General features: G+C 66.9%; 25 protein-coding genes. 5 read left to right on the forward strand and 20 right to left on the reverse strand.

Annotated features, from left to right (window positions below):
• Positions 1 to 237: 237 nt before the first annotated feature.
• From VFE28_02485 to VFE28_02540, 12 genes are all read right to left on the reverse strand, one after another.
• The gene (locus tag VFE28_02485; protein ID HZM14846.1) at positions 238 to 1,464 is read right to left on the reverse strand and encodes a heparan-alpha-glucosaminide N-acetyltransferase domain-containing protein; all 1,227 of its coding nucleotides are present in this window, start codon (positions 1,462 to 1,464) and stop codon (positions 238 to 240) included.
• Complete coding sequence (locus VFE28_02490; GenBank protein ID HZM14847.1) at positions 1,461 to 1,790, reverse strand: antibiotic biosynthesis monooxygenase; 330 nt, start codon at positions 1,788 to 1,790, stop codon at positions 1,461 to 1,463. Before VFE28_02490 ends, VFE28_02485 begins: the two co-directional genes overlap by 4 nt.
• A gap of 24 nt (positions 1,791 to 1,814) precedes the next feature.
• Entirely contained in the window at positions 1,815 to 2,321 is a 507-nt protein-coding gene (locus VFE28_02495; protein ID HZM14848.1) for a DinB family protein, read from the reverse strand.
• 81 nt (positions 2,322 to 2,402) lie between these two features.
• Complete coding sequence (locus VFE28_02500) at positions 2,403 to 3,182, reverse strand: ADP-ribosylglycohydrolase family protein (GenBank protein HZM14849.1); 780 nt, start codon at positions 3,180 to 3,182, stop codon at positions 2,403 to 2,405.
• Between the two features lie 55 nt (positions 3,183 to 3,237).
• Entirely contained in the window at positions 3,238 to 3,651 is a 414-nt protein-coding gene (locus VFE28_02505) for a bleomycin resistance family protein (GenBank protein ID HZM14850.1), read from the reverse strand.
• A 79-nt stretch (positions 3,652 to 3,730) separates the two neighbouring features.
• Positions 3,731 to 4,147: a hypothetical protein gene (locus VFE28_02510; GenBank protein ID HZM14851.1), complete on the reverse strand. Its 417-nt coding sequence runs from the start codon at positions 4,145 to 4,147 to the stop codon at positions 3,731 to 3,733.
• Between the two features lie 7 nt (positions 4,148 to 4,154).
• On the reverse strand, positions 4,155 to 4,472 hold the full coding sequence (locus VFE28_02515) for a hypothetical protein (protein ID HZM14852.1): 318 nt from the start codon (positions 4,470 to 4,472) through the stop codon (positions 4,155 to 4,157).
• Positions 4,473 to 4,477: 5 nt separating this feature from the next.
• A complete protein-coding gene (locus tag VFE28_02520; GenBank protein HZM14853.1) occupies positions 4,478 to 4,909 on the reverse strand; it encodes a cupin domain-containing protein in 432 nt (143 codons plus the stop codon).
• A 120-nt stretch (positions 4,910 to 5,029) separates the two neighbouring features.
• Positions 5,030 to 6,757, reverse strand: a complete 1,728-nt coding sequence (locus VFE28_02525; GenBank protein ID HZM14854.1) for a PA domain-containing protein — start codon at positions 6,755 to 6,757, stop codon at positions 5,030 to 5,032.
• Position 6,758: 1 nt separating this feature from the next.
• Positions 6,759 to 7,241 (reverse strand): hypothetical protein, encoded by a 483-nt coding sequence (locus VFE28_02530; protein HZM14855.1) that lies wholly within the window; start codon positions 7,239 to 7,241, stop codon positions 6,759 to 6,761.
• A gap of 125 nt (positions 7,242 to 7,366) precedes the next feature.
• Complete coding sequence (gene glgP / locus VFE28_02535) at positions 7,367 to 9,106, reverse strand: alpha-glucan family phosphorylase (GenBank protein ID HZM14856.1); 1,740 nt, start codon at positions 9,104 to 9,106, stop codon at positions 7,367 to 7,369.
• A gap of 405 nt (positions 9,107 to 9,511) precedes the next feature.
• A complete protein-coding gene (locus VFE28_02540; GenBank protein HZM14857.1) occupies positions 9,512 to 10,288 on the reverse strand; it encodes a hypothetical protein in 777 nt (258 codons plus the stop codon).
• A 220-nt stretch (positions 10,289 to 10,508) separates the two neighbouring features.
• On the opposite strand from VFE28_02540, the gene amrB reads away from it, so the two are divergent.
• Positions 10,509 to 11,954: an AmmeMemoRadiSam system protein B gene (amrB, locus tag VFE28_02545; protein HZM14858.1), complete on the forward strand. Its 1,446-nt coding sequence runs from the start codon at positions 10,509 to 10,511 to the stop codon at positions 11,952 to 11,954.
• A gap of 3 nt (positions 11,955 to 11,957) precedes the next feature.
• Here the strand turns inward: amrB and VFE28_02550 are convergent, their stop codons facing one another.
• The 4 genes from VFE28_02550 to folE form a co-directional block, all read right to left on the reverse strand.
• On the reverse strand, positions 11,958 to 13,349 hold the full coding sequence (locus VFE28_02550) for a hypothetical protein (GenBank protein HZM14859.1): 1,392 nt from the start codon (positions 13,347 to 13,349) through the stop codon (positions 11,958 to 11,960).
• 65 nt (positions 13,350 to 13,414) lie between these two features.
• The gene (locus VFE28_02555) at positions 13,415 to 13,837 is read right to left on the reverse strand and encodes a hypothetical protein (GenBank protein HZM14860.1); all 423 of its coding nucleotides are present in this window, start codon (positions 13,835 to 13,837) and stop codon (positions 13,415 to 13,417) included.
• A 144-nt stretch (positions 13,838 to 13,981) separates the two neighbouring features.
• On the reverse strand, positions 13,982 to 14,833 hold the full coding sequence (locus VFE28_02560; GenBank protein ID HZM14861.1) for a fumarylacetoacetate hydrolase family protein: 852 nt from the start codon (positions 14,831 to 14,833) through the stop codon (positions 13,982 to 13,984).
• 22 nt (positions 14,834 to 14,855) lie between these two features.
• Positions 14,856 to 15,428, reverse strand: coding sequence for a GTP cyclohydrolase I FolE (folE, locus tag VFE28_02565; GenBank protein HZM14862.1), 573 nt, complete (start codon positions 15,426 to 15,428; stop codon positions 14,856 to 14,858).
• 1,397 nt (positions 15,429 to 16,825) lie between these two features.
• Between folE and VFE28_02570 the strand changes: the two genes are divergently transcribed.
• Positions 16,826 to 17,959 carry a Vms1/Ankzf1 family peptidyl-tRNA hydrolase gene (locus VFE28_02570; GenBank protein HZM14863.1) on the forward strand — a complete coding sequence of 378 codons (1,134 nt, stop codon included), beginning with the start codon at positions 16,826 to 16,828 and terminating at the stop codon, positions 17,957 to 17,959.
• Positions 17,960 to 18,084: 125 nt separating this feature from the next.
• Here VFE28_02570 and sppA read toward each other — a convergent pair whose 3' ends face one another.
• Positions 18,085 to 19,785 (reverse strand): signal peptide peptidase SppA, encoded by a 1,701-nt coding sequence (gene sppA / locus VFE28_02575; protein ID HZM14864.1) that lies wholly within the window; start codon positions 19,783 to 19,785, stop codon positions 18,085 to 18,087.
• A gap of 9 nt (positions 19,786 to 19,794) precedes the next feature.
• A complete protein-coding gene (locus VFE28_02580) occupies positions 19,795 to 20,412 on the reverse strand; it encodes a hypothetical protein (protein HZM14865.1) in 618 nt (205 codons plus the stop codon).
• A 166-nt stretch (positions 20,413 to 20,578) separates the two neighbouring features.
• Between VFE28_02580 and VFE28_02585 the strand changes: the two genes are divergently transcribed.
• The gene (locus tag VFE28_02585) at positions 20,579 to 21,805 is read left to right on the forward strand and encodes a hypothetical protein (protein ID HZM14866.1); all 1,227 of its coding nucleotides are present in this window, start codon (positions 20,579 to 20,581) and stop codon (positions 21,803 to 21,805) included.
• Between the two features lie 69 nt (positions 21,806 to 21,874).
• Entirely contained in the window at positions 21,875 to 23,449 is a 1,575-nt protein-coding gene (locus tag VFE28_02590) for a DUF3943 domain-containing protein (protein ID HZM14867.1), read from the forward strand.
• A 68-nt stretch (positions 23,450 to 23,517) separates the two neighbouring features.
• Here VFE28_02590 and VFE28_02595 read toward each other — a convergent pair whose 3' ends face one another.
• Both VFE28_02595 and VFE28_02600 read right to left on the reverse strand, forming a co-directional pair.
• Positions 23,518 to 24,129: a hypothetical protein gene (locus VFE28_02595; GenBank protein ID HZM14868.1), complete on the reverse strand. Its 612-nt coding sequence runs from the start codon at positions 24,127 to 24,129 to the stop codon at positions 23,518 to 23,520.
• 224 nt (positions 24,130 to 24,353) lie between these two features.
• Positions 24,354 to 24,644: a hypothetical protein gene (locus VFE28_02600; protein HZM14869.1), complete on the reverse strand. Its 291-nt coding sequence runs from the start codon at positions 24,642 to 24,644 to the stop codon at positions 24,354 to 24,356.
• A gap of 208 nt (positions 24,645 to 24,852) precedes the next feature.
• On the opposite strand from VFE28_02600, the gene VFE28_02605 reads away from it, so the two are divergent.
• Complete coding sequence (locus VFE28_02605) at positions 24,853 to 25,902, forward strand: tRNA-dihydrouridine synthase family protein (protein HZM14870.1); 1,050 nt, start codon at positions 24,853 to 24,855, stop codon at positions 25,900 to 25,902.
• The last annotated feature ends 264 nt before the right edge of the window (positions 25,903 to 26,166 follow it).

Consider the following 26,166-nt stretch of genomic DNA (forward strand, 5'->3'; position numbering starts at 1 on the left):
ACAAGTACTCCTTCACCAGCTCCCTGGCCCTCCAGGCCTTCAAGGTGCTGGCGCCCTCGCTCCAGCCTCTCCTCACCCGCGAAGAGCGCCGCGTCGGCGCCGGCGTCAGCACGCGCCGGGCGCACGTGGCGCCGTGACACCACCGGGAGCATGGCCGCCATGCTCCGAGCGTCTTCATGCTTCCTTCCCGTGGGGTCAGCCGTCCTGCTGCCGCCTTCTGGAGCACGGGAGGCGTGCTCAGAGATAACTCAACCACCAGTATTCCTTGCTGGCCTTGAAGCCGGCGTACCAGCGGCTGGCGAAATAGAGGAGCACGATGGCCACCACCCACACCAGGTAAAGGAGCGGGAGACTCCAGGTGTAGCCCTCCGGCGCCGGAGGATTTCCCATCGGATGGTTGGTGAAGAGCCAGGGGCTCACCTGCCCTAGCCGGATCTTCGAGACGACGAGCGCCAAGGCATGAATCAGCGGGATGTGGAGCATGTAGAAGAAGAACGGGACGCGGCCGAAGACGGTCACCCACCGAGCCAGAGACCCGCGCGCGCGCTCCAGGAGCGGGATCAGCGCGATGATGGGGCCAAGCGTCATCAGCAGGAAGTCGAGCGACGCCGGGTACTTGTTGGTGTTCAGGAAGGCGAGGAGCGCCGGCATCGCTCGTGATCCCTGCGCTTCTTGCGTCGCTGCTCTCCACGGGCGCGGATCGCCATAGAGATCGAAGCCCCGCAGCACGAGGAAAAGCCCGATGGCTCCGAGGCCGACCCGCAAGCAGATCCGGTTCCGCCTTGTGGGCTCCAGTGTCAGCACCTTCCCGAACGCATACCCCGTCGCCATGACTCCAACCCAGGGAATGATCGAGTAGAGAACGATCAGAGTGGGGCCGTTGGTCCCCAGCTGGATCGGTCCGGCGAAGAATCCCAGGTAGAGGATCTTCCATAGACCAGAGAGGTTGCTGCCGCCGAGCGCCGGGACGAGTTTGTCCATGAAAGGATCCGTCAGGTTGTGTCCCGCCACGATGCCGAGGCCGATGCTCCCGACCACGGCGAGCGGAAGTTTCGCCAGCCCGGCCAGCAAGATCATGCACCAGCCGATGGCCCAGATGACGCCGGCCATCTCGTAGTGCTTGAAATCGAAGTTGAACGTCCAGGCGAGACGGAGAAACGTGAGCTCGAGGACAACGAGCCAGGCGCCGCGCGTGAGGAGAAAGCGGGACAGGTCGGCGTGTCTTCGGCCGTAGAGGAAGGCGCTGGTCCCGGCCAAAAAGACGAAGGCCGGAGCGCAGAAGTGGGTGATCCAGCGGGTGAAGAAGATGCCGGGCGTGGGGCCGCCGGCGGGGAGGCCGGAATACACCCGCACGTGGTCGAGCGCCATCAGGATCATGACCGCGCCCCGGATCCGATCGATCGAGGCGATGCGGGAAGTCGGACTGGCGAGCGCCGCCGTCGCTGGGGTCAGCGTGGACGTCATGGCTTTCCCTCCAGGTCGGGAGGCCCGGACAGCGCTTCGAACACGCCGATCTCGTCTTCCGATTCGGTCAGGCTGGCGCAGGCGCGATCCAGTGCGTCATACACGAGCCGGCTCGCCGCCAACATCGCAGTCCGTTGCTCGACCGACTCCCAGAGGTCGATGGTGGTGTAGCGGCGCGGATTCGCAACGTCGCGACAGAGCATGGTCCCGCGGTAGCCGGCGTACTGCTCGAAGAGGCGAGCCCAGGAGCCGTTCGCGCCGTATGCTTGCTCGAAACGATCGATAGCGTCCGCTCTGACCACGAACGCCCACACGACGCGGATCATCCCGGGTTCTCCCTTGGAGACGCGTCAGCTGCGGGTCGGAGCGGTTTCATCCCGGAATACCAACCAGTCCGTCGCCACCGGGGTGCCTCCGAGCTGGCGTAGCAAGGTCGTCACTTGACCGCGATGATAGGTGGAATGGTTCACCACTTGCCGCACCATGTCGCTCAATGGATAGGTCCAGGTGACCCCCGGTGGATTCTCGTAGCTGAGTGGTTCTTCGAGGGCGCTGTCGGTCAATTGCTCGACGAACCGCCGCTGGGCCTTCTCCAGCTCCATCCAGAAGGCACGAAGGGAGGGGAGATCGGCGCACTTCTCTGGATCCAGAGGGCCCGGGCTGGAGGCGCGCTGCCAACGTCCGAGCCAGCGCCACTCAGCACGGACGATGTGTACCAGGGTGCCCCACACGGACCCGTGGCTCGTGGCCACCGCGCGCCGCAGCTGCTCCGGAGCGAGCTCGGCGACCGCCCCCAAGATGCGCCCGTTCGCCCACTGGTTGTAGGCCTGGAGCGCCTTCGCATCGGCGACGTTCATGACAGGTACCTCCACAGGAGCGTCGGTTCACAACGATGGGCTGGTCCCCGCAGGTCTCGTTCATGGTTCTCCTCCACGAGGTCAGGGCACGGGGATCGCGAATCGCGCGCAAAACTTCAAGGTGACCTGGCGCAGGCGCTCGTCGAGGAGATCCATGGCGCGCTGTGCGATCGGCGCGGGGACCCCCCGATAGAAGGCTTCGGCGATGCCTCCGGCGATGCACGCCAACGTGTCGGCATCTCCTCCGAGCGAGATTGCGTTTCGAATCGCACTTTCATAATCGGTCGATTCGAGGAAAGCGATCAAAGCCTGCGGCACGGTTCCTTGGCAGGATTCGTCGAAAGCATAGCTGGGTCGGATGTCATCCAGTCTTGGACGTAGGTCATATCCGAACATTTCCTCGACTTGTTCGCGTATCGCGTCCTTCGTCTTCCCCTGGCGAGCCAGAAAGATGGCGGCCGCCGTCGCCTGAGCCCCACGCACTCCTTCGGGATGGTTGTGAGTGACTTCGGCACTCCGCTTCGCCTCTGCTAGGACATCTTCCAGCGATTCCCTGGCGTGGCCGACTGCTGCAACGCGCATCGCCGAGCCGTTGCCCCAGCTGTTGTATGGCTGCGTACTCCGGGAGGCGGCCCATTCGAAGAACCGAAGGCCGTATCCCGCGTCAGGGTAAGTGTGAAAGTACTCGTGGAACTTCTCGGTGTAATCGGATCCATGCAGGAGGCAGTCCGCCACCGCGACGGACAACACGGTGTCGTCCGTGAAGGTGCAATCAGGATGGAACAGCTCGAAGTCCCGTGTCTTCGTGCCGAGGTACTCGTGCACGGAACCAATGATGTCACCGGTAATGGCGCCGAGCATCGTGCCCCTCCGCTCGCGACCTCACTTGGTTTCGGGTCCCGAAGGCTCCTTCGGCTCATTCCTCGTGCTCGATCTCCTGGCCGATTCTGAAGACGTGGCCGTCGGGGTGGCGCAAGTGCATCTCCCGGACGCCCCACGGCATGTCGGTGGGCGGCCAGGCGATGTCGAGCCCCTGCGCCTGGCAATGGCGGTGGATGGCGTCGACATCGTCTACCCAGATCGACATCCATACGCCCTTGTCGGCGGTTTGGTCGCCCTCGGGGCCGAAGGTCATCTTGACGCCGCCGTTGCCACGGCCGCCCTGGCCGCCCAGGCACAGGAAGATCTCACATTCACCGGAACAAACACCTCCGAACGTGGGCGGACTCCCCCAGTCCCAACCCTTCCTCCACCCGAGTTTCTCGAACCAAGCGAAGCTCTCGTGCATGTCCGACACGTTCAGGATCGGAGTCAGGTGTCTTGCGAGCATGTCTCTACTCCCATCGTTGCGTCGAAGGCAGGTGGTGGCTCCACTCGTGGCTCCGTCCTAGGGCGATATGGCACCGGCTTCACTCCGTGGGCCTGCTTCGCTTCAACCAGGCGCGCAGACTGTTGGTCAGGCTCTGCGAGTTGTATCCCAGCATGGGTGGCTTCGCCCATCGTCCGTTCCCCAGTTTGAGGAAGACGCCGGCGCCTCCTTCCCACGTCACCGACACGATGTCCGTCGCGGTGTAGCGCCGACGAGACCAGAGCGAACCGAACTCGAGGCTGCCCTCCGCAAGCACGATCCGGGAGGTGCCGACTTCCAGGATGCCGGCGCAGGCGAGGATCGACATGCCAACGAAGGTGACGGAAACGAGTGTCCATCCAGAGTGCCACACCGTGAAGACCGCCCCCGCGATGAACAGGAGGGCAACCCCGATGACCAGGGCGAGCAGCCACCGTCTCGGGCGCAGCACTCGTGGTGGATTCCGGTCGGTGCTCATGCCGGCCTTAGAACAGCAACCCCAGACGAATCCGCCAGGGGTGGCATGCCTTGACGATCAAGAGCCCATTCTGCATCCAGGGGTCCGCTGCCAAACGATGCTCGATGGTCGCGCAGTCTTCCGCCTGCACGACGAGCACGACGTCCCGAGTCCCCTCGAGTGGCCCGCCGAGGAGGATGAAGCGCTCGGTGACGAGCGTGTCCATGAAGGCCGCATGCAACGCCCAGTCCTTCTGGTCGTCCATGGATTTCGAGTCGTCCCAGGCTGGGCCGCGGCTTTCGATGACCACGAAGGGTTGCCGCGTATAAGTCGCTGCTTGGGCCATGGCAGTCAGCCAGGTGGTGGAGCGAGTGTGAGCCCATAGCGTGCCATGACCGCGAGCAGCTTCATCCGGTCCGGCGGCCCGCCGTTGTTGACGACGCTGGCGACGTCGCGGAAGTACTGCGCTCCGATATCGGGGGTCAGGATGATGAGCGCGCGAGCGCTCTCCGCGTGGGGATTGCTGAAGGCGTGCACCGACCCCCTGGGTGTGTGCATCCACTCGCCAGGACGGAGATCCCGCGTCGTCTTGTCGACCGAATAACGCAACGTTCCCTCGAGGACGTAGACGCACTCTTCGTTGTGCGCATGGCTGTGCGGTGGAGGGACCATCGACCCCGGCGGTACCGTCAGCTCGAAGACTCCCAGAGTTCCCTGGTCCGCGCCATCGAGCAGATACCTGACCTCGAGGTTGCCGATCTCGATGACTTCCGCCTGCGTCATCGCAGGAGTGTGGCACCCGGACGCCGGGCGGTCCAGTCCCTGGGAGGCCGAGATCCGGCGGCAAGGCAGGCAAGGAGGCGGCTCGGCGCCGCCCGGTGGCGGCAGCCGAGCCCTCGAGTGTCAGCGGATGCGGACGAGGCGTTGTGTCTCGCGCTTGCCCGCGCCGTCGAAGACGGAGAAGTAAACGCCCGGCGCCACCGTCTGGCCGCGGTCGTCGGTGCCGTCCCAGAGCACCGTGTAAGAACCGGGATCCATGGGACCCGAGGCGAGGCGACGGACGAGCCGGCCGGCCACGTCGTAGATCACCAGATCCACGCGCTCGGTGCGGGAGAGATCGAAGCGCACCGTGGTCGCCAGGGCGAAGGGATTCGGCGCGCCACCCCAGAAGCGGGCGCGGGTGCCGTAGTCGGCCACGTCGGTGGTCCGCGGCAGCCAGCCGATGTCCTCGAAGTGGTAGCGGGTGAGGTCCACGCCGCTGGAAAGCGCGGTCGACAGGGCGGGCTCCATGAGCAAATCGGGCAAGGCGGAACGGTCATAGTGTGAGACGGAAGAGCCGCTTTCCAGCGGGTTCGGCGCGTACAGGAAGACTTGGTATTGCGCATTGGCCCCGGCCAGTAGGTTCGGATCGAGGCTCAAGGTGGCATTGACACCATTTCCGAGCTGGCCCTTGATGGTATTGCCGTCGGCTTGCGTGAGGCTGGCCACCTTGATGGTGACGCTCGGGTCGGAGCCCCCCATGCTCGGCGGGGCTGAGGCGACCACGTTGTCCGCGACGATGACACCGATGGCCCCAGCGTTCTGCGCGTTCAAGGCTTTCACGGTGAAGGTGCAGTTGCCGCGATCGATGAGGGCGATCTTGCCCGCCACGACGTTCTGCACCGGCTCGCAGGCGTCGGTCGACGACACGCCGGTGTTGTCGGCAACGAGCACCACGTCCCCGGTCAACCCTCCCTGGGTGAGCGGGCTGCCGAAGGAGGCGACGCCGGCGAAGTAGGTGCCGGCGATGCTCACCGGTGCGTTCACCACGATCTGCGGCCTCGGGCCGAGGAGGATCGGAGCCATGGTCTTCACCGCCGGCCCGTCCCAGACCAACCCCAGCGAGTTCACCGCTGAGGCCGCGCGCTGCTGGTTGGTCATCTGGTCCCAGTGCAGGCCCACGTCGGTGTCGAACATGAAAATGGACCAGATGTCCCGGAAACCGTTGAGGAACGCTCCGGTGACCTCGTCGGTGATGCTGCTGAACCCGAGTCCATGGCCCATCTCGTGCAGCACCACGGGCAGCAATTCGATGTTGGTGCCCTCGTTGCCGTCGAAGCCGTAGTACCAGGTCCGCCCGCCCAGGCAGCTCGGGCTGCCATTGATATTCGAGTTGAAAGTCGCGTTGATGTCGTTGACCCCGGGTTCCAGGTCCACGCCGGCCAGCTTGTTCGCCAGTGCCATGTGGTACCAGGTGCCGGTGAAGGGGGCATTCGGGAAGTCGCGAGCGACGTGGATGGTGCCGGCGGAGCCGAGCACCGCACTCGTCGCCGTGCATGTCTGCGCATTGAAGGCGGCCTGGATGCGGATCGTGACGCTGCTGGGCAGGATGCCGCCCCAGATCCCCGCCGCATGGGTGAACACGTTCAGCCGTTGCTGGCCAATGGTCGTACCCGGATTGCCGCCGACTGGAGCGGCAGGCGTCGGATCGTTGAAGCCCTCGTTGAGGCCATCCGTGTTGACGATGGTGATCGTCGCCGCGGCCACCGGGAACACCGAGGCCATCAGGACGAGAATGGAGGCGAGAACGAGAAGTGCGAGGCCCGCGCGCGGCCTGGTCTGCTCGCGTTTCGTGGTTGGGATGGCTCGCATGTCACTGCTCCGGGGGTGCGGCGTCAGGGCCCGTCTGCCCGTTGGCGCGGTTCGTTTGCCCGCTGTGCAAGACGTTGCTGCACTTCTCTTCGCCATGGGCGCAGACCGAGTGGAGCTTGCCGTCCGTTCCGACTTGCACCACGGAGTAGTGCTGGAAGCTCTCGTCGAGAATGCCGATGACGGTGCCATCGGGGCGCTGATAGGTCTCGATGGTGGACCGGCCGGGTTTGGCCACCTCGGCGGCGCCGAGCTCACGAAGCTGCTCGGGCGTCGGCGCGGTCAGCGCGCCGGTTTCGGGGTCGATGGCGACGACCATTCCGGCGGCTCCGGTGGAGCCGGGTGCCGAGGTCGAAGCCTGGGTGGGTGGAGCGATGCCAACGGCGCCGCGCCGGGCCCGCGCAGCGTCGTGCGCGAACAGGCCGGCGGCCAGGGCGAGCAATGCGACGAGCAGGAAGAAAACATTGCGGCGAGGAGTATTGGTCATGGCCGTCCTCGAGGCTCAGGTGTTCGTTCGGCAGGCGACCATCGCCAGCCGTAAGGGTAATCGGTGGCGGCGCGCCAGGGCAAGCGGGTTGCCAGACGCACCACCTGCGGGTTTCCGCGTCGTGCTCAGTGGCGCACCGGGGCGGAGGCCGGCGCCGGGTTCGGGACCTCCGGAGGAAAATAGGCGTTGGTGAGGTACTGCAAGAGCATGCGCTGGGTGTTGAAGAAGGAGCCGTTCAAGGCGATGGCGTTGCGCATCACCATGGCGTACTCCAAGGGCTTCTGGTAGTAGAGCGGCACGATCACCTGTTCCAGCTTGTCGTAGAGCGACTCCAGCTCCGCTGGCGAATCCGGCTCGAAGCTATCACCAAAGTCCCAACCGGTCACGCCTTCTTGATGGCCCTCCACCCACCAGCCATCGCGCACGCTCAGGCTCGGGACGCCGTTCAGGGCCGCCTTCATGCCGCTGGTGCCGCTGGCCTCCTGGGGGCGCCGCGGTGTGTTGAGCCACAGGTCGACGCCGGAGACCAGGCTCAGCGCCAGCTCCATCTCGTAGTTCTCCAGGAAAACGAGGCGTAGCTCCGTGCCCAGGCTGGCGGCGGCGGTGAAGAGCTGGCGGATCAGATTCTTGCCGTCCGTGTCGTTGGGGTGCGCCTTGCCGGCGAAGACCAGCTGCAGGCGCCCGGCTTGCTTGGACAACCGGCGCAGCCGCTCGAGGTCTTGCACGATGAAGGTGGCGCGTTTGTACACCGTGGCTCGCCGGGCGTAGCCGATGGTGAAGACCTCGGGATCGAGGCGCAGGCCCTCGCGCCGATCGATCTCTGCCAGGAGGCGCCCCTTGGCTTCCGCATGGGCGGCGCGGATCTCTTCCAGGGGGATCTTGAGGGCATAGCGCAGGTAGAGGTTGTCACGGCGCCAGGCGGGGATGTGATGGTCGAAGAGTTCGCGGACAGGCGGCGAGGTCCAGGTGATGGCGTGCACGCCGTTGGTGATGGCGTTGATCGGGAACTGGAACATGTTCCGCGACACTTCACCGTGCTGCATGGCGACACCGTTGATGTAGCGCGAGAAGCGCATGGCGAGGTGGGTCATGTTGAGCTTGCCGTCGAGGATGCATTCGCAGCGCTGCAAGGCCTCGGTGCGCTCGTTGCCCAGGATCAGGCGCACCAGTTCGAGGGGGAACATGTCGTGTCCAGCGGGCACCGGAGTGTGGGTGGTGAAAATGCAGCGGGCGCGCACGACCTCCACGTCCGCTTCGGTGGCGAGACGGAGGGGACGGTTGCGCAGCTGCCGCTCGAGCAGGGCCAGGGCGAGGAGGGAGGAGTGTCCCTCGTTCATGTGGTGCTGCAGATCCGGGCCGTGCCCCAGAGCGCGCAGGGCCGCCAGCCCGCCGATGCCGAGAATCACTTCCTGGCTGAGACGATAGCGCTCGTCGCCGCCGTACAGCTGGCCGGTGAGGCTGCGATCCCAGGCATCGTTCCCTTCCAGATCGGTGTCGAGGAAGTACAGTGGGATCGTGTGCCCCGTGACGCCCTCCACGCGGTAACACCAGATGCGGATCTGCACCTCGCGGGACTCGATGGTGACCGAGACGCGGGGGGATTGGAGCTCGAGGAGATCCTCCGGGCGCCAGAGGGCCGGGCTCTCCGATTGATTCCCCGCGGCATCGAGACGCTGGTGCAGGTAGCCGCGACGCTGCAGGAGGGTGACACCGACCATGGGGACATGGAGGTCTGCCGCTTGACGCAAGGTGTCTCCGGCCAGAACGCCGAGACCGCCGCTGTAGGTCGGGATGCGCGGATCGACCCCGACTTCCATGGAGAAATAGGCGAGCTTGGTAGGCAGGACGGCCGGTGTGAGTCGCATGATGTCGTCCCCTCTCGTGCACTCACGGCGCCGTCCGGAAACGGCGGCGCGCAGGGGGATCAATATATCCGCCGGTTCGAGGCGGTGCTAGCGCCGAGAAGCCGCAGCGGAAGGGGGGAAGGCCCGCTGCCCGGATTCCCGCGCAAGGGTCCCCGTGTCTGCTGGATGCGGGCAACGTGCCGATCGACCGAGGGGCGCGTCCGCAAAGATAGTTGGGCGCGACGGAGGGCGCAGAGGGCCCGCCCGCGCCTCGCGCCTGGCGCCAAATCAACCACGCTGCATGGAGTCCGGTCGGGGAGGCTCGAGGACGGCTCGTGTTGCAGAAGGTAACGGTGTCTGGCTCCGTAGCGGCGCCGGAGAGGGGGGTCGAGTGCCAGCGGTTCCTGCAGTGCTGCTCGGGACCGTTCAGAAGTCGTAGCGGACCGAAATCCCCGCCCAGAGGGGATCTTCGTCGTTCACGGCCTCTTCCAGTGTCACCTGGTAGTCCACGGAGGGGGTGACGATGACGCGGGCAGCGCGAAAGTCCGCCGCCAGCCCCACTTGCCAGGCGGAGAAGCCCTTGGGCACGCGTTCCACGCCCTGCGACACGATCTTCGTGTTGTAGAGGACGCGCGTCGTTCCCACCAGATCGAGACCCACGCCGGCGGCGGAGGTGGGCACCAGCGGTAAGACGTAGCCGAAATCGACCTGACTGACGAAATAGGCATCGTAGGCGTCGCGCGCCGAGATCTCGTACTTCACGTCGACACCCGTGCGCACGCCGGCCACGTTGTGCGAATCCAGCGCGAACCAGATCTCGTGGGCATCCGCGTCGGGGACGGCCAGGAGCGGTGCCACGCGGTCATCATAGTAGGTGTAACCGATGCCGACCTTGGTGAGCGGGGAAGCGGAGCGCTGCACGTAGACGCCGTAGGTGGTCTCGTGCAGCTCGCTGTCGTTGTTCATCACGAAGGAGCCGCCGACGGCCAGGTGGAGCGGCGTGCCTCCCATGCCGAGGCTCACCCGCGGCTGCAGCACCGGTCCATCGTCCAGACCGCGGCCGCGGATACGATCGAAACCATTCCAGATGTACTTGGAAAGAAAGGCTCCGGAGACCTCGAGATCGAGAGCGCTGATCTGGGCGCTGGCGTTTCCGGCCAGCGCGGCGCAGAGCAAGAACCCCAGTACGACCTGGCGCAGCATCGTCACTCCCCGGTGAATCCCGGGAGAGGGAGAGCAACGCACATGCCATGGTCCGGACGTGTGTGCACCCGCCCGGGCGGGAGGTCTTGCGATGTCCAGGCGCTGGGACTACGCTTGGGACTACGCTAAGGGATGCGGGCACCGTGACGCGTCTCCGTGCGATCCGCCAGCCGTCTCGGCTGCACGACCGCACTGGACACGGATCCACGAGGAGTGCCCTATGTCGGACCCGCACTTCCAATCGGCCGCGTCGCGGCCGGCAGCCCTTGCCGGCAGCTGGTACCCGGAAGACTCCGGCGCCCTCGCTCGGAGCGTCGCCTCGATGCTCCAGGCCGCACCGCCGTGGCCGCAGGGCCGTCGCCCTCGCGCCCTCGTCGTGCCGCATGCGGGCTTGCGCTACTCCGGGCCGACAGCAGCCTCCGCGTATGCGGCGCTTTCCTCGTTCGCCCTGCGCCGCGTCGTGGTCCTGGCGCCCAATCATCGCGCCGCCGTCTGGGGTGCGGCGGTGGATCCCTCCTCGCACTACGAGTCGCCTCTCGGCAGCATGCCGGTGGATCTCGGCGCGGTGGAGCAGCTCGCCGAGCAGCCACACGTCACTTGCTCCGCCCGTCCCTTTGCCCCCGAACACGCCATCGAGATGCAGCTCCCTTTTTTGCAGCACCTTCTGCCACAAGCCACGCTCGTGCCCGTGCTGATCGGGGAGATGCGCGACGAGGAGGACTACGCCGCTCTCGGAGCCGCCATCGCGCCTCTCCTCGACGCGGCCACGCTGCTCGTCGTGAGCACCGATTTCATGCACTACGGCGACGCCTTCGGCTACGTTCCCTTCACCGAGCGCGTGCCGGAGCAGATCCGCGACTACGACGACCGCGCCATCGACGCGCTCCGCCACGGCTCCTTCGCCGAGTTCCAAGACTTCCTGGGGCGCACCGGAAGCACCATCTGCGGCCGCCGTCCGCTCGGGGTCCTTCTGCATCTCCAGCCAGCAGCATGGAAGTGCGAGCTGCGTTCGTACACGACCTCCGGCGAGATCACCGGCGACTGGTCGCATACGGTGAGCTACGCGGCGCTGGCCTACTACGAGGACGAAGCCACCGCGGTCGCGCCCGGTCTCTCCGCGGCGGACCGGCGCGCGCTCCTCGATCTGGCGCGACGGAGCATGGCGCACGCCACCGGCGCAGGCGAGCGCGTCGAGATGGAGAGCGAGAAGTGGTCGGCGGCGCTCCGCCAGCCACTGGCGGCCTTCGTGACCCTGCACCGCCGCGAGGACGGGAAGCTGCGCGGTTGCATCGGTTGGCTCGAGCCGCATGCGGCGCTGGCGGAAGCGGTCATCGAGAACGCTGCCGCGGCGGCGACGCGCGACCCGCGCTTCGACCCGGTCTCCGCCGACGAAGTGGAAGCGATCGAAATCGAGATCTCCGTCCTCGGGCCCATGACGGACGTGGACGATGTGCAGGAGATCCGGATGGGGCGCGACGGTCTCCTCATCGAACGTGAGGGCCTCCGCGGCATCCTACTGCCTCAGGTCGCTGTGCACATGGGTTGGAACCGGGTGCAGTTCCTCGAGGGGGTTTGCCGCAAGGCGGGCCTCGCCCCGGATTCCTGGCGCCGCGGCGCCGTCATTCGCCGTTTCGAGGCCGAGATCTTCTCCGAGTCGCAGGTTTGAGCCTCAGTTGTACAGGCGCAGCTGCACGAGGAAGTCGGTGCCCCTCTGCTCCTCCGCCGGGACGAGGACTCGGGTGCGGAAATCGACGGCAACACCAGGAAAAGGCGTGAGCTGCAGGCCCGCCGTCAGCCGCCAAGCATGGTCGTCCTGCACCTCGACGTCCGGATCGGACCAGTCCTGCGCTAGCAGGAAGTTGACGCCGTTGCCCGCCAGCCAGTCGATCTCCTGATAGACGGCGAGCTGATGGGTCTTCTGGCCGCTGTCTCGGGTGCGCGTGCCGTAGTCGAACTCCGCCTGCAGCGTGAGCGGCAGGCCCCGCCAGTAGGTCCAGGGGTTGAAGCTGGCGAAGACGGCGCCGCTGCTGGCGTCGCCGCCTTGCTGCAGCGGCCGGCGGCGGGCGAGGAGGCTGCCACCGAGGCTCCATCCGACATCGCGCCATCCCAGGTTCAGAGCCGCACCGTGGCCTTCGGGGGTGTCGAAGATGTCCCAGGAATCCGGCGTCTCGTATCGCGAACCCCCGGCGAACCAGGAGACGCTGGCGTAGGGATAGTTCGGCGCCAAACCGATCTCGACGCCGGTGACGCGGATCTCCGGCAGCGAGGCGTCGAGCTCGAAAGCCCGGCGCTGCTGGGCGGTGTGATCGTCGAGACGCAAGCCGAAAGCGGGCACGAAGCGCCCGGCCTTGACGTAGGTCTGCAGCAGGGCTTCGTGGAGCAGGAGGTAGGCCTCCCGGAAGTAGGGGGTGTGCGGGTCGTGCCGGGTGTCGCGGAAGCCGCCGCTCTGACCGCGCGCACCGACATTGGCGAGGAAGCTCACGTGCTCCATGGGATGCACCAGCGCGTTGACATCGGCCTGCATGGGGAAGACCAGGGTGCTGTGGTCGATATAGGTGGCGAGGCGCAAGTCCCAGCCGATCCGGAAGGCCGGGTCGGCGCGCAGGACGCCGTACCGCCCCTGGAACGGTGCGTACTCCGAGCTGGCGAGAAGCGGCGTGCCGTAGCCCCACAGATCATGCGGGGCGAAGCGAGCCTCGAACCGCTCCGCTGCCGTCGCCGGGCCCTGCGGCAGGCTGTCCGTGTAGGTCGTGGCGTGATCGTGGCGCCCGATGAGACCCAGGAAGGACCGATCCCAATCCGCGGTGGGACGTGGGCTGGTGGCGATGGCCGGCAGGGTGGCGCGCTCGTAGAAACGCCCGGCGGCGTTGCGCATCCCGCCTCCCGAAGGATCGACGTGGCAGACCCGGCAGGAGAGCGAGCACTTGCGGGCCGAAAGCTTCGGGTTCACCCACTCGTTCGGTGTGAGATGGCAGTTGTCGCAGGTGCGGCCGGCCCGGGCGGAGTAGAGCGGTAGCGCTTGCCCCGGAGTCGTGATCAGGGCGACGAGGAACGCGATCACCGGGCTCGAAGCGAGAGCGGCGCACCACGCCCGCTGCGGCTTTCGCCTGCTGCTCCCGCTGCGTCTCATGGACACGGTGTCCCGCAAGGCGCGCAGGCGCCCTGGTCCAACCAGCGTTGGAGAAGGAGTTTCTCCGCCTCGGAAAGGCGCGGCCAGGCACCTGGCGGCATGGAGCCGCGCTCGAGAACCGTGTGGCGCAGGCCTTCGAGATCGGCTTGAACGCCCTCGCAGGTCGAGTAATCCGGCGCCACCGAGGCGAGCGTGGTCTGGGCGTTGCTACCGCCATGGCAAGGGATGCAGCTTCGGTCCAGGATGGCGGCCACCTGGTCGTAGGTCGGCTTGAGCGGAGCGGCGTCGGGGTCGAGGGTCGCGAGCGTCGAGTCTCCCTGGCCGCAGCCGGGGCTGAGCCCGAGACAGGACAAGAGAGCCGCGGCGAGAGCGGCGCGGACCGTCGACGCGACTGCCGGCAGCACGGGCTCCGGCCGCATGCGGGCGCGGCTCCGTCTCGGGCGGGTCGCGCCCCCAGGAGTGTGGGCGCGAGCAGCATGCATACATCTACTATCTAACCGAAAGCACGCCGGCGCGGAAGTGGGAAGGCAAGCCGTGGGAGCGCGGGGGATCACCGCGGGGACCTAGGACCGCACCGGGTTGGAGAGGGTACCGATGCTGTCGATGGTGACCGTCACCTGATCGCCATCCTGGAGGAAGACCGGCGGGTCGCGGAAGACACCGACGCCGGCAGGCGTGCCGGTGGCGACGATGTCGCCGGGAAGAAGCGTCATGCTGCGCGTGATGTACTCGAGGAGCTGGGGGATGCGGAAGACGAGCTGGTCGGTGCGGCTCTGCTGCATGAGGCGGCCGTTGACCCGCGAGGCGATGCCGAGCGCATGCGGGTCCGGCACCTCGTCCGTGGTCACCAGGCAGGGGCCGCAGGGGGCGAAAGTGTCGTAGCTCTTGCCGCGGAACCACTGGCGGTCGGAGAACTGCGCCTCTCGTCCAGAGACGTCGTTGAAACACATGTAACCGGCGATGAACCCCGCGGCTTCTTCGGCGTGCACCTGCTTCGCCGTCCGGCCGATCACGAAGGCGAGCTCCGCTTCCAGGTCCACTTTCTCTCCCGGCGGAAGGACGATGGGATCGCCGCTGCCGCTGAGCGCCGTCGTCGCCTTGGCGAAGAGCAACGGCGCGGTCGGCAAGGGCCGCTTCTGCTCCGTGGCATGGTCGGCGTAGTTGAGCCCGATGCAGACGATCTTGGAGGCATCGGGAAGCGGCGCACCCAGGCGCGTGCCGGCCAGGGGCAGCAGCGCGGCGCTGCAATCTCCCCGGCGGAGCAGGCGCTCCACATCGCGCAGGCGCTGCGTGGCCAGGATCCCCCGCAGGCTGTCGGGCAAGCTGGGATCGCAAGCGCGCAGGTCGAGGACGCGGTCGTCCAGGAGGAGGCCGGGCCTCTCGCTGCCCCGGGCTCCGAAGCTCACCAGGCGCATGCGACTCCACTCCTCGGTGCGCTCACGTTGTCGGCCGCCGGTGGATGAGACCGACGAACTCTTCGCGCGTGCGGTAGTCCTTGAGGAAGAGCCCGCGCATGGCGCTCGCCACGGCCCAGGCGTTCTGCTTCTCCACGCCACGCATGGACATGCACAAATGGTAGGCCTCGGTGACCACGGCGACGCCGCGGGGCTCCAGCGCGGCCTCCAGGCACTCCGCGATCTGCTGCGTGAGCCGCTCCTGCATCTGCAGCCGGCGCGCGAAGATCTCGACCACCCGTGGGATCTTCGACAAGCCGATCAGCTTGCCATCGGGCACGTAGGCGACGTGGCACTTGCCGTAGAAGGGCAGCAGGTGGTGCTCGCAGAGGCTGAAGAAATCGATGTCGCGGACGAGCACCATCTCATTGTAGTTCTCGCGGAACACCGCGCCATTCAGGACCTTCTCCAGGTCCTGGGAGTATCCCTGGGTGAGGAAGCGCAACGATTCCGCCACCCGCGCCGGTGTCTGCCGCAGGCCCTCGCGTTCCGGATCCTCCCCGAGCTCCACCAGCAGCCGGCGGATCAGGTCGTCCATGTCCTTGGGTGTCGGCATGCGGCCTCGAGTGGAAGAAGAGGCGGGGCTGCGGATCGAGAGGATCCTAGCGGCGCCGCCGGGAGACGGTCAAGGGCACGGGATTGTGTGATTGTTCGCGCGCCGGCGTCGCACACGATCTCCTTGGCTCGTGCCGCGCACCGTGCGACACCGGCTGACAACGTGGCATGGCAGCCATCGTGAGGTGCAACGCGGCGCATGGGGCGCCATGAAATGAGGTACGGCGGCACCGCGAGCGCCGTGATGCGGCGCCCCACTCCATCGCCGCACGCCATCGACCGGAGTCTCGCCTGCATTGCACCGCACTGGGGGATCCCCCCCGCGCTTCGTGTTGCCGGCGCGCCCGTTTTCCCAGCAGCGACACCGTGTCGTTGCCGGTGCGCCGACGTCGCTCTTCCTGCTGCCACGGACAACTCGTTGCACAGCACACCATTGCTGCCTGCGGCGCGCATCAGGTTCGGCGCTCGCCTTGGTGAGGAACGTGGCTTGCCTTGTGGTTCCCGAGCTCGACTCGCGACGCGGAGGACGACGGCGTCCGGCGCGTCTCGAGACGATTGACCGGGGAGGTCGTGGTAGACGGACGCGGGAAGACCGTGCGGACACACAACGGGCGGTAATCCCACCGCCTGTGGCGCCTCCGGCGGCTCTGGCGCCCGGCGCTCCCGCCCGATCGTCCCACTGACCCTGCGCCTTCAATGGCCCGCCCCATCCCTCCGGGTGCACGGACGTGGATGCGTCGCAGGTGAGCGCGTCGCGATTCGTGAACCCTGGTTCGCGCGGCCCGCGTCCGTCCAGCGCGTTCGACCCCGGATGGAAGCGCCGCGCTTTCGAGGTTCTAAGGCGCGATGCGTCGTCGCCGCGCCCACAGTGTGCGGCGGCCGTGGCAAAGAACCGGATGTCGTTGGCTCCGCGCTGAGACTTTCCGGCTGACACTTGCTGCGCCGCCGCCTCGCTTCGGGCCGTGGAGAGTGCCGTGCCATGCTGCGCGGCGAGGCCGGCACCTCCACGCCGCCCGAGACCCGGACCCTCGACCCGCCCCGCCCACCTGCCGGCCCTCGCCCCGGCTCGCCCCCTCGGCTCGCCTGCGACCTGCCTCCAGCGCCCACCCCCGCCGGACCGCCTCTTTCCACTTTCCGAGGCGAGGTGTAGAGTCGGAGGCGAGGAACGCTGATGCTCCACCCCCAGCAAGCGTGCTCTCGAGGGGACGTGCCACGACCCCCGAGGTGTCCTGCGCCCAGCCCGGTGGCAAGCACCTCGACCCTTCCGACTCGCCGCAGCACGCTCCAGACAATCGACGTCGCGGCGCCCCGTCCGCCGCCCGCGAGCTTTCGCCAGCTCGTTCGCTCCACCGTTCCCCCGTGCGGGGAAGAGCCACACTCGAGCCGAGGGAGAACCCGATGCCGTTCACGCGTGAGCTGCGCGAGTTGGAATCCGTTTCGCCCACCCATCCTTTCCTGAGCGTGTATCTCGACGTCGGACACAACGAAGCCTCTTCCGAAGCCATGCGCGTCTTCGTGCGCTCGCGGCTGCGCCAGGCCCAGGGTGAGGCGCCGAGCGCCCGGGACCGCACCCTGCTGGAAACCGACGGCCGTCACGTTCTGGCCTACCTCGAAGATGTCATCCATGCCCGTGTCGAACGCCGCAGTCTGGGGCTGGCGCTGTTCGCTTGCGCGCGCCAAAAGTTCTTCCAGGCCGTCGGCTCACCGATGTCTTTCGACAATACCCTCGTCGTTTCCGACCGCCCGTTCCTCGAACCTTTGCGAGCCGAGGAGAACGCCCAGCGCGTGCTCGCTTGCCTGGTCGATTCGCGCTCGGCGCGAATCCTGGAGATCGGCGCCGGAACCGTGCGCGCGCAGGCGGAGATCCAGAGTTCGCCACGCGTGCACCATCAAGGCGGCTGGTCGCACATGCGTTTCCAACGTCATGTGGACGATCAGATCGAACACCACCAGCGCGAGGTCGCCGTCGCGCTGACCCATCTCTCCGATCGCGATCCCCGGGTGCCGGTGGTTCTCGGCGGGCCCGAGCCGGTGATCAGCGCCTTCCGCGCCCACCTTCCAGATCGCATCGCGCAGCGCGTCGTCATCGGGTTACCGGTGGCTCTGAAGGGGCAGGAGCGCGACATCGTCGAGCGCATCCTGGAAGGGTTCGTGCAGGGCGAGGAAGAGCGGCACGAGCGCGAGCTCGAACGCCAGATCGAGGAAGCCCTGTCCCCGGTGCGCGGCGCCCGCGGCACCGACGAGGTCCTGCATGCCGCCAACACCCATGCCGTTCGCCGTCTGTTTGTGGCGGCACAATACGAAGCGCGGGGCTGGCGTTGTGGCAGCTGCGGTGCCCTGGGCACGAACGTGCCCCTCGCCTGTCCGTTCTGTCGTGGCACCGTGGGCACCATGGACGTGCGCCCGGAGCTGATCAGCAAAGTACTGGCGAGCGGGGGCGAGGTCTCGGCGTTGCCGGTGCAACGGCACCTGCAGCACGGTGTCGTCGCCCTCTTGCGCCATCCCATGCATGCCGCGCGGCATGCCTTCTGAAACCTTCGCCGAGCGCGGCGTGTCCCGGTACCGGCCGGGACGCGCCGCCGCTTCGTGAAAGAGACAGCTCGCGGCGTGTTTCGCCTCGTCCGAGGAGGATCCGGCGCCGCCAGGCGCCAGCAGGGTCAAGGCAGGAAGCCGAGCTCGAGGATGCTCCAGCGGGTGCCCCGCGGCAGGCGCGGGGAAACGTCCAGGCGCTGGCGGGCGCTGGCCCAGAGCGCGTCGCTCTCTTGCAGCAGCAGGTCCAGGAAGCTGCGTTCCTCCGGATAGTGCACGAGCCGGGTCTTGGTGCCGGCGGGGATCTCCGCCAGCTCCCGCGCCAGCTCGACGGCGCGCTCCTGTCCACCCAGCTCGTCGAGCAGGCCGTGCTCCAGCGCCTGCTGCCCCGTCCACACCCGCCCGCGCCCGAGGTCGTCCACCTTGCTGGCTTCCAGCTTACGGCTCTTGGCAATGTCCTGAATCCAGCGCTCGTAGTCGCCCCACTGCTGGCGCGCGATCAGGCTTTCCTCCTGAGCGCTCCAGTCGTGGTAGTCGCTGAAGAGGAAGGGGAAGGAGCCGCGGGTGACGAAGTCACGGCTCAAGCCCAGCTTGTCGTAGAAGCCCCGCATGTTGAACTTCTCGATGAGCATGCCGATGCTGCCGGTGATCGTCGTCGGCTGCGCCACGATGCGGTTGGCGTGGAAGGACATCATGTAACCGCCGGACGCGGCCACGTCCACCATGGAGACGACGATGGGCTTGCGCTGGCGCACGTGCTCGACGGCGTGGCTGATCATGTCGCTGGCCACGATCTCACCGCCCGGGCTGTCGACGCGGAGCACCACGGCCTCGATGGTCTTGTCGTCGGCGACGTCCTCCAGATCACGTACGACCTCGCTGGCCCCGAGGATGGCGCCGAAGGTGGGGGCGTAGTCGTTGGCGCCGCGCAAGATGAGGCCGCGGGCATGCACCACGGCGATGGCCTTGCTGCCGTGCACCGCCAGCCGGTGACGCGCCTCGTGCCGGTAGTCTTCGACGTCCAGCAGCGGCGTGTCGAGGGAGCGCCGTACGTACTGGCGCACCACGTCCTCCCGGTGCCGCACGCCGTCGAGGAGCCCGAGCTCCATCGCCTCGTCCGGCGTCAGGATCCCTCGGTCCACCGCCTCCTCCAGGTCGGCCCGTCCCAGGTTGCGCCGCGACTCCAGGGTCTCGAGGAATTCGCTCCACAGATCGTCCAGCAGCCACTCGTACTGCTCCCGCGCTTCCGCGGACATGTTGCGCCGGATCTCCGGCTCGACGGCGTCCTTGTAGGCGCCGATGCGGCTCACGTTGGGGCGGATGGCAAGCTTGTCCAGGGTGCCCTTGAAGTACATCGGCCCCACCCCGAGTCCGTTCAGGAACACCCGTCCCGTGGGAGGCATGTAGATCGAATCGCAGGCCGAACCCACCAGCAGGCCCACCTCGCCGAGAACCGGCCCGTGCGCCACCACGGGCTTGCCGGACTCGCGGAAGCGAAGGATGGCCTGGTGCAGCTCCGTGGCCTTCCCCCAGCCGATGTCGGGCTCGTCGATTTCGACCAGCACGGAGCCGATGCGGTCGTCGTCGGCAGCGGCCTGCAAGCACTCCAGGATGTCGTTCTGCGACAGCGGCTCCCGGTGCAGGAAGGGAATCGAGGGCAGCGTGGGGTACTCGATGATCTCGCCGCTCAGGTGCACCCGCAACATGGTTCCGGATTCGAGCGCCGGAGCGGTGGGGCGCAAGAGGCTACCGAGGGCGAAAAGGCCGACGAGGAAAAGGAGCATCTGGCTGAAGAACAGCGCCAGAACCAGTCTCAAGAAACGGCGCATCGGCGTCTTTCAGAAATACAACGTGAGACCGAGTAAGCCGCCGGCGAACAACCCCGCATCGACGATGCTCTCGCCGATGTCGAGGTAGTTCAGGCTCAAGCCGGCGGAGATCGTGGCGTTGCCGCTGATCCAGAATTCGTAGCCGGCGTCCCCGAAGACCGACACGCCCCACTCGTCGATGCGCTTCCCGTGGGTCTGAGCCTCTTCCTCCTCCACCGGGACCTCGGCGGTTCCGGCCCAGCCGAGACCGCCGCCGGCGCGCAAGTAGATGCCCCCGCTCGGTCCCACGGGATTCCCCGGGTACCAGGTGAGACCCAAGGAGAGGTTTTGCAAGCTGCGGCGGATCTTGATGGGAACCTCGCCGAGCTCGATCATCCAGGCTTCGTAGTGGGTTCCCACCATGAAGCGAGTGGAAGGCTTCCAGCCGAAATGGATCTGCGGCGCGGAGCCACTGCGGTAGACGTGCTCGCCTAACTCGGCGTCGTCGAAGAACCCCCGGCCGAAACCCCAGCCCACACCCACCATCCAGGTGGGACGTTCCTGAAAGCGCATGGCGCTCGCCGCCGGTGCCCAGGCGAGAAGGGCGAGAATCGTCCAGGTCGAACTGAGGGCGGTGATCGGACGCACGGCCGGCTCCGGAGAATCGACACCGACCTTCCCGGGTCGGGCGCAACCACTCTACGGGTGACGGCAAGTTGGCGCAAGCTCTGCGGTGGCACCTCGTGCTAGATTCTCCCGTCCGCATGCAGCCAGAGTCGGATTCGGAGCGGGAACGCGGGCAGGTCACGAACTAGTGCTGGCGCGCGCACAGTCGAGGGATTTCCAGCCGCCGGCCGTGGCGGCGCGGCGCTGGCGTTGCCGGACACTGGGTACGACGCACGCGCTTCCGGCGCTCCTCCTCGCTGGTGCACTCTGCAGCGCGGGCACGAGCCACGCCGAGCCAGCGCAACACCCGGTCAACTTCTCCTTCTTCTACCCCCTCAGCACCAACCGGGACCCCATGGTGGAGACCCACTTCCGACTCGGCATCCTCTATGGCCGCGTCGGAGCCATCCACGGCGTGGACCTGAGCGGTGTGGTCGGACGCATTCACGGCGAGATGAGCGGTTTCCAGGTCACCGGCGTCGCCACGGTGAACGGAGGAGAGTTCCGGGGTGCCTCGGTCACCGGGCTCCTCCACTACGGCGGCGGCGATGCTCGAGGCGTGCAGCTCTCCGGCCTGGTCAACTACGGCCGCGGGATGTTCCGCGGCTTCCAATACGCCAGCCTGTTCAACTATGCGGAGAAGGACTTCGTGGGAGTGCAGCTCACCTCGATGTACAACCTGGCGAACGCCGATGCGCGTTACGCCCAGATCGCCTCCATCGTCAACATCGTCTCCGGTTCGTTCCGCGGGCTGCAGGCCTCGGGCGGGATCAACTACGTGCAGGAAGAGGCCAGGGGACTGCAGGCAGGTTTGTTCGACTACGCGCATACCATCCACGGCGCCCAGATCGCCCTGCTGAACGTGGCCGGGACCGCGCACGCTGCGCAGCTGGGAGCAGTCAATGTGGCGCGGAAAAACGACGTCTTCGCCCTCGGACTGGTGAGCGTGGCGAACAACGGCGGTGCCGACTGGGTGAGCTTCGCCAGCAACCTGGCGGCGATCAACACCGGCGTGCGCACCTCGCTCCTGGGCTTCTACTCCATGTTCACCCTCGGTGTCGGCGATGTGCAAGAAGAGCGCGGGGACACGGCCTTCCTCACTTGGAACTACGGTTACGGCTTCGGCCTGTGGCGCCGCTGGTCCTTGGACACGGATCTCGGCTTCGTGCACGTCATGCCGCAGCCGAGCGACGATCCGGCGGAAAACGATCGCCTGCACTACGCGCTGCAAGCTCGCGCCCTCGGCGAATGGCGCCTGAGCGAGAGGACCAGCGTCTTCGGCGGTGCGGGTCTGAGCACCGTGTTTTCGGAGTATTCCACCACGGCGACAACCGAGATCGATCCGCTCGTGGTCTTGGGAGTGTCGTTGTACTGAGGTACGCGCGCCGCCGCAGGAGGGCGAGCCGGTATTCACGCGGCGGCAGCCGCTCGAGGCGGGAAAGTGATGCAGAGGCAGCGCAAAACAGCGAGGCAGGCGCGAGTGGGTGACGGCACCGGCGTGCTGCGGGCGCGGCTGCGTGCTGGTCCCATCGTTCGGTGGCGACGAAGGGGTGTCGCTCCCATCGTGACCTGGGCGCTCTGGCTCGCTCTGGCCGCCCCCGCGACCCAGGCCCAGACCGCGGCCGAAGACCTGCTCCTGCCGCGGGCGCCGCTCGGGGCCGCCTCGCCCTTCGGGGCGTCGGCGCCGCTCGGGGCCGCTGCGGCTCAAGAAGGCGGCCCGGGGGCTACGCTCCGGTCGCCGGACTCCTACGGGCAGAACTGGCGCTTGCTGCGAACGCTGGCGGAGATCGAAGGTTTCAACCTGGTGATGACCACCTTCGGTCGCGCCTTTTTCACGGAGGGTGCGGAGGGGTTCAAGGTCAGCCTGGAGTCCATCCACGAGAACCTCAAGGCCGGCTTCGAGTGGGACGACAACACCTTCTCGGCCAACAATTTCAGACATCCCTACCAGGGCGGCATGTACTACGGCGCGGCGCGCTCGAACCACTACGATTTCTACCAATCCAGCGCCTTCTCCTTCGCCGGCGCCTGGCTGTGGGAATACACCGGCGAGAACCACCATCCCTCAGTGAACGACTGGATCAACACCGCGGTCGGCGGCATCGCCTTCGGCGAGGCCCTGTACCGGCTGTCGACCATGGTGCTGGACAACACGGCGACGAAGGGGCGCGTCTGGCACGAGATCGGCGGCTTCGCCGTCAGCCCGACGCGCGGCGTCAACCGTCTGCTCACGGGAGAAGCCTTCGAGGTGCACGCCAACCCGCCCGACCGCATCCCAGAGCATCTGGGCGGGAGCTTCCGCTTCGGCAGCCGCACCATCGGGGACGAGAGGCTGTGGGAACGGAGCACGTCGAAACTGTTCGTGAGCTTCGACGCCAGCTACGGCAGTCCCTTCGCCGATCGCCCCATGAAGCCGTTCGATCATTTCGACTTCGGCATGCAGCTCAATTTCGACAACAAGCCGCATGGGATCGGCCGCATCGAGATCAGCGGCATCCTGGGGGCGCTCACCGTGAGCGAGAGCCCGAAGGCCAAGCACGTCCTGGCTGCTTACCAGCACTTCGAGTATCTCGACAACGAGTCTTACGTGTACGGGGGACAGAGCATCGGCGCCAGCTATCTGACCCGCTTCACCGGCCGCGAAGGGATCGAGACCCGGGCCCTGCTGAACGTGAACGCCATCCTCCTCGGCGCCACCAAGTCCGATCACTTCAACATCTCGGGCCGACAGTACGACTACGGCCCGGGGCTCGGCTTCGAGTTCGAGGCGGTCTTCGCCCACAAGGGGCGGGACATCCTGACCCTGGGCCATGCCTCGAACCTCGTGCACAGCGTCAACGGCAACGAGGTCGAGAGCTACACCAATTTCACCCACGTGAAGTTCCTCGTACCGGTGCGGAGCTTCTTCGGCGCCGGCGCCGAGTTCCTGCTCTACAACAGCCGGCGCGACTACGCCCGCTATCCCGACGTGAACCAGCGCAGCCCGGAGCTGCGCCTGTACGCCTCCTGGGGCGGCTGACGGGCCCTGCGAGTATCCGGCACTCTTCGCATCGAGGCAGGGCCTCGCCCCCAGGAAAGGTCGTCCTCCTACGTAGATCGGCTCGCGACAGGCAAATCGCCGGCCGGCACCGCTTCGCCGTCGTACGAAGGTGCGGGGAGGGCGTCTGGGCGCGGCTGTATCGCCCTCGCGCTGAGGATGTCCTCTGATGGTTGACCAGCCCGGCGTGAGCGCCGGTGTCGCTGCAGCAAGACGAGCGTGAGCTCGACGAGACCGAGCCCGGCCACCATGAGTGCGGCGATGAAGAAGTGCTTCAGTCCAGGCCCGGGGCCCACCGAGCCCAGGGGAATGAAGCCCAAGGCGCGCACGGCGGACTGCTCGATCATGCGGTAGGCCAAGAATGACACGGTGCACATGAGCGCCCCCGTGCCGAGGTGCACAAGGGGCGACAGGAGAGTGGTCCGTCTGCGGCCTGCGACAGCAACCGCGGCAGCGAGTGTCGCCAGCAGACTCAGCAGCACGAGGAGCATGGCTCCAGGACTGCGAGAGATTCCCACGATGAGGACGACGCGGGCGCGCGCCCATGGCTCGGTGAGCGAGTAGAACGCCAGCGCCATGGGCGGCGCCAGCTGGACCACGGCGAGGACCCGCCGCACCCACAGCTTCCAGCGTCGCGAACCGGCGGACCGTACGACCTCCATGGCATCCTCCTCACAATCCGAAGCTAGGGGCACTGAGGGCAAAGCCGCTGCTCACGCTGAAACGACCCGTGATGGGGCGTGCGAGAAACGAGAGGCAATCATGGACTCGAACCCTGCCCTCTCGGAAAGCGCGGACCGGGACCGCCACACATGGGCCTGCAAGAAAGTTGCCCGAGCCGAGAGGAGGGGATCGATGCCGACCGTGCAGCACCGATCAAGGCCCTTCACCATGTCAGGGACGCCGCTTCCTCCGTGGCTCCCTCGGGCGGCTCCTCGATCCGCATCAGTGACGGCACGAAGAAGCCCGCGATTCCCATCGAGAGGCAGACCAGTCCGCCCGTCACGTACCACGAGCGCACGCCGACCATCTCGGCGATGGGAGCGGCCAGGAGGAGCCCGAACGGCGCTGTGGCGCCTGCGAGACTTCCCATCAGGGTGAAGACCCGGCCTTGGTAGTCGGCCGCGATCGTGGCCTGAAGGATCACCTGGATGGGCCGGTTGGCGAAGGGCAACAACGCTGGAAGCTTGTCAGCCATGTGCAACAGTGCGAGTAAGTTCACGAAATGCAGCGGCCAGTGGCAACTGGCGCATGGTCAGCCGGCCACTTCTCAGCGCGGCCGTGATTCAGGTTTGATGGGGGATTCTTTGCGGAGGTGCACCGCCACGAACCGGCAATGCACAGGACCGTTGCCGAGCAGCCCCCGACTCCGCTAGGCTCGCACCATGAGTCCGCAAGCGCAGCTCGATACCCTGCTCCACAAGTCGACGCCGCTCCTGGCACTCGCCCCCATGCAAGATGTGACCGACCTGGCGTTCTGGCGATTGCTGACGGCCTATGGCGGCGCCGATGTCTATTACACCGAGTACTTCCGCGTCCACAGCGCCTCGCGTCTCGAGCCCAAGATCGTCGCGGCCATCGAGGCGAACCCCACCGGACGGCCGGTCATCGCACAGATGATCGGCAACGACATCCAGGAACTCGTGCGCACGGCGCGGGAGCTGCAGCGGTTGCCGGTGGCGGCGATCGATCTCAACCTCGGCTGCCCGGCACCGGTCGTGTACCGCAAGTGCGCCGGCGGCGGCTTGCTGCGCGAGCCGGAGCGTGTGGACGCCATCCTCGGCGCACTGCGCGACGCGGTGCAGATCAAGCTCACGGTCAAGACACGTCTCGGCTTCGACTCGCCGGAGGGATTCGAGCACCTGCTCCGCATTCTCGGCCGCCACGCGCTCGACCTCGTGACCGTGCATGCGCGCACCGTGAAGGAGATGTACCAGGGCGCGGTACGCTACGACTGCGTCGCGCAAGCGGTGGAGATGCTGCGCTGCCCGGTGCTCGCCAACGGCAACGTGGACTCGGTCGTGAAGGCAGCTGCGGTGCTGGCGCAAAGCGGGGCGCGGGGGCTCATGATCGGTCGCGGCGCGATTCGCAACCCGTGGATCTTCGCGCAGATCCGACAGCACGGTCGCGGTGAAACGCCGTTCCAGCCACGCGGCCGCGACGTGCTCGCCTACGTGCGGGCGCTGTACGACGGCGTCTGTCCGCCGGGGGTGCCCGAGGCGGCGCGGGTGCAGCGGATCAAGAAGCACATGAACTACATCGGCCTCGGCGTGGAGTCGACCGGGACATTCCTCCATACCATCCGGCGGGTGACGAATGCCGCTGATTTCTTCCGCGTCTGCATTGCGTTCCTGGACCACGACCGGCCGCTGACGCTGGAAGGCAACTCTCCGCCGCCCCAGGAAACGGCCGCATTGGCTGGCGCGCCGGACTGATCCAGATCACCGTGGTGCACTCCTGGGCCAATGCGTCGCGGGCGCGGGACACGTGGATGGCCCCGGTCCTGCGGATCTGATCGCCAGCTCCTACGAGGACCCTGGGCAGATCGGCTACAACCAAGGGCGCTCCTCCTGGAGCGCAACTTTTAGTTGCTAAAGGCAACTAAAAGAATAGACTGGACGTAGGCGGCAAGATCGGATCGGGGGAGATGGGGACGAATGAAACGCATGACGGAAGGGCGAGACGCTGACTGGGCGTTT

The organism is Candidatus Krumholzibacteriia bacterium (assembly GCA_035649275.1).
Taxonomy (GTDB): Bacteria; Krumholzibacteriota; Krumholzibacteriia.

Coding starts and splice junctions, on each gene's coding strand:
- VFE28_02485 (HZM14846.1), bottom strand. CDS start 1,464: ATGACGTCCACGCTGACCCCAGCGACGGCGGCGCTCGCCAGTCCGACT.
- VFE28_02490 (HZM14847.1), bottom strand. CDS start 1,790: ATGATCCGCGTCGTGTGGGCGTTCGTGGTCAGAGCGGACGCTATCGAT.
- VFE28_02495 (HZM14848.1), bottom strand. CDS start 2,321: ATGAACGTCGCCGATGCGAAGGCGCTCCAGGCCTACAACCAGTGGGCG.
- VFE28_02500 (HZM14849.1), bottom strand. CDS start 3,182: ATGCTCGGCGCCATTACCGGTGACATCATTGGTTCCGTGCACGAGTAC.
- VFE28_02505 (HZM14850.1), bottom strand. CDS start 3,651: ATGCTCGCAAGACACCTGACTCCGATCCTGAACGTGTCGGACATGCAC.
- VFE28_02510 (HZM14851.1), bottom strand. CDS start 4,147: ATGAGCACCGACCGGAATCCACCACGAGTGCTGCGCCCGAGACGGTGG.
- VFE28_02515 (HZM14852.1), bottom strand. CDS start 4,472: ATGGCCCAAGCAGCGACTTATACGCGGCAACCCTTCGTGGTCATCGAA.
- VFE28_02520 (HZM14853.1), bottom strand. CDS start 4,909: ATGACGCAGGCGGAAGTCATCGAGATCGGCAACCTCGAGGTCAGGTAT.
- VFE28_02525 (HZM14854.1), bottom strand. CDS start 6,757: ATGCGAGCCATCCCAACCACGAAACGCGAGCAGACCAGGCCGCGCGCG.
- VFE28_02530 (HZM14855.1), bottom strand. CDS start 7,241: ATGACCAATACTCCTCGCCGCAATGTTTTCTTCCTGCTCGTCGCATTG.
- glgP (HZM14856.1), bottom strand. CDS start 9,106: ATGCGACTCACACCGGCCGTCCTGCCTACCAAGCTCGCCTATTTCTCC.
- VFE28_02540 (HZM14857.1), bottom strand. CDS start 10,288: ATGCTGCGCCAGGTCGTACTGGGGTTCTTGCTCTGCGCCGCGCTGGCC.
- amrB (HZM14858.1), top strand. CDS start 10,509: ATGTCGGACCCGCACTTCCAATCGGCCGCGTCGCGGCCGGCAGCCCTT.
- VFE28_02555 (HZM14860.1), bottom strand. CDS start 13,837: ATGCGGCCGGAGCCCGTGCTGCCGGCAGTCGCGTCGACGGTCCGCGCC.
- VFE28_02560 (HZM14861.1), bottom strand. CDS start 14,833: ATGCGCCTGGTGAGCTTCGGAGCCCGGGGCAGCGAGAGGCCCGGCCTC.
- folE (HZM14862.1), bottom strand. CDS start 15,428: ATGCCGACACCCAAGGACATGGACGACCTGATCCGCCGGCTGCTGGTG.
- VFE28_02570 (HZM14863.1), top strand. CDS start 16,826: ATGCCGTTCACGCGTGAGCTGCGCGAGTTGGAATCCGTTTCGCCCACC.
- sppA (HZM14864.1), bottom strand. CDS start 19,785: ATGCGCCGTTTCTTGAGACTGGTTCTGGCGCTGTTCTTCAGCCAGATG.
- VFE28_02590 (HZM14867.1), top strand. CDS start 21,875: ATGCAGAGGCAGCGCAAAACAGCGAGGCAGGCGCGAGTGGGTGACGGC.
- VFE28_02595 (HZM14868.1), bottom strand. CDS start 24,129: ATGGAGGTCGTACGGTCCGCCGGTTCGCGACGCTGGAAGCTGTGGGTG.
- VFE28_02605 (HZM14870.1), top strand. CDS start 24,853: ATGAGTCCGCAAGCGCAGCTCGATACCCTGCTCCACAAGTCGACGCCG.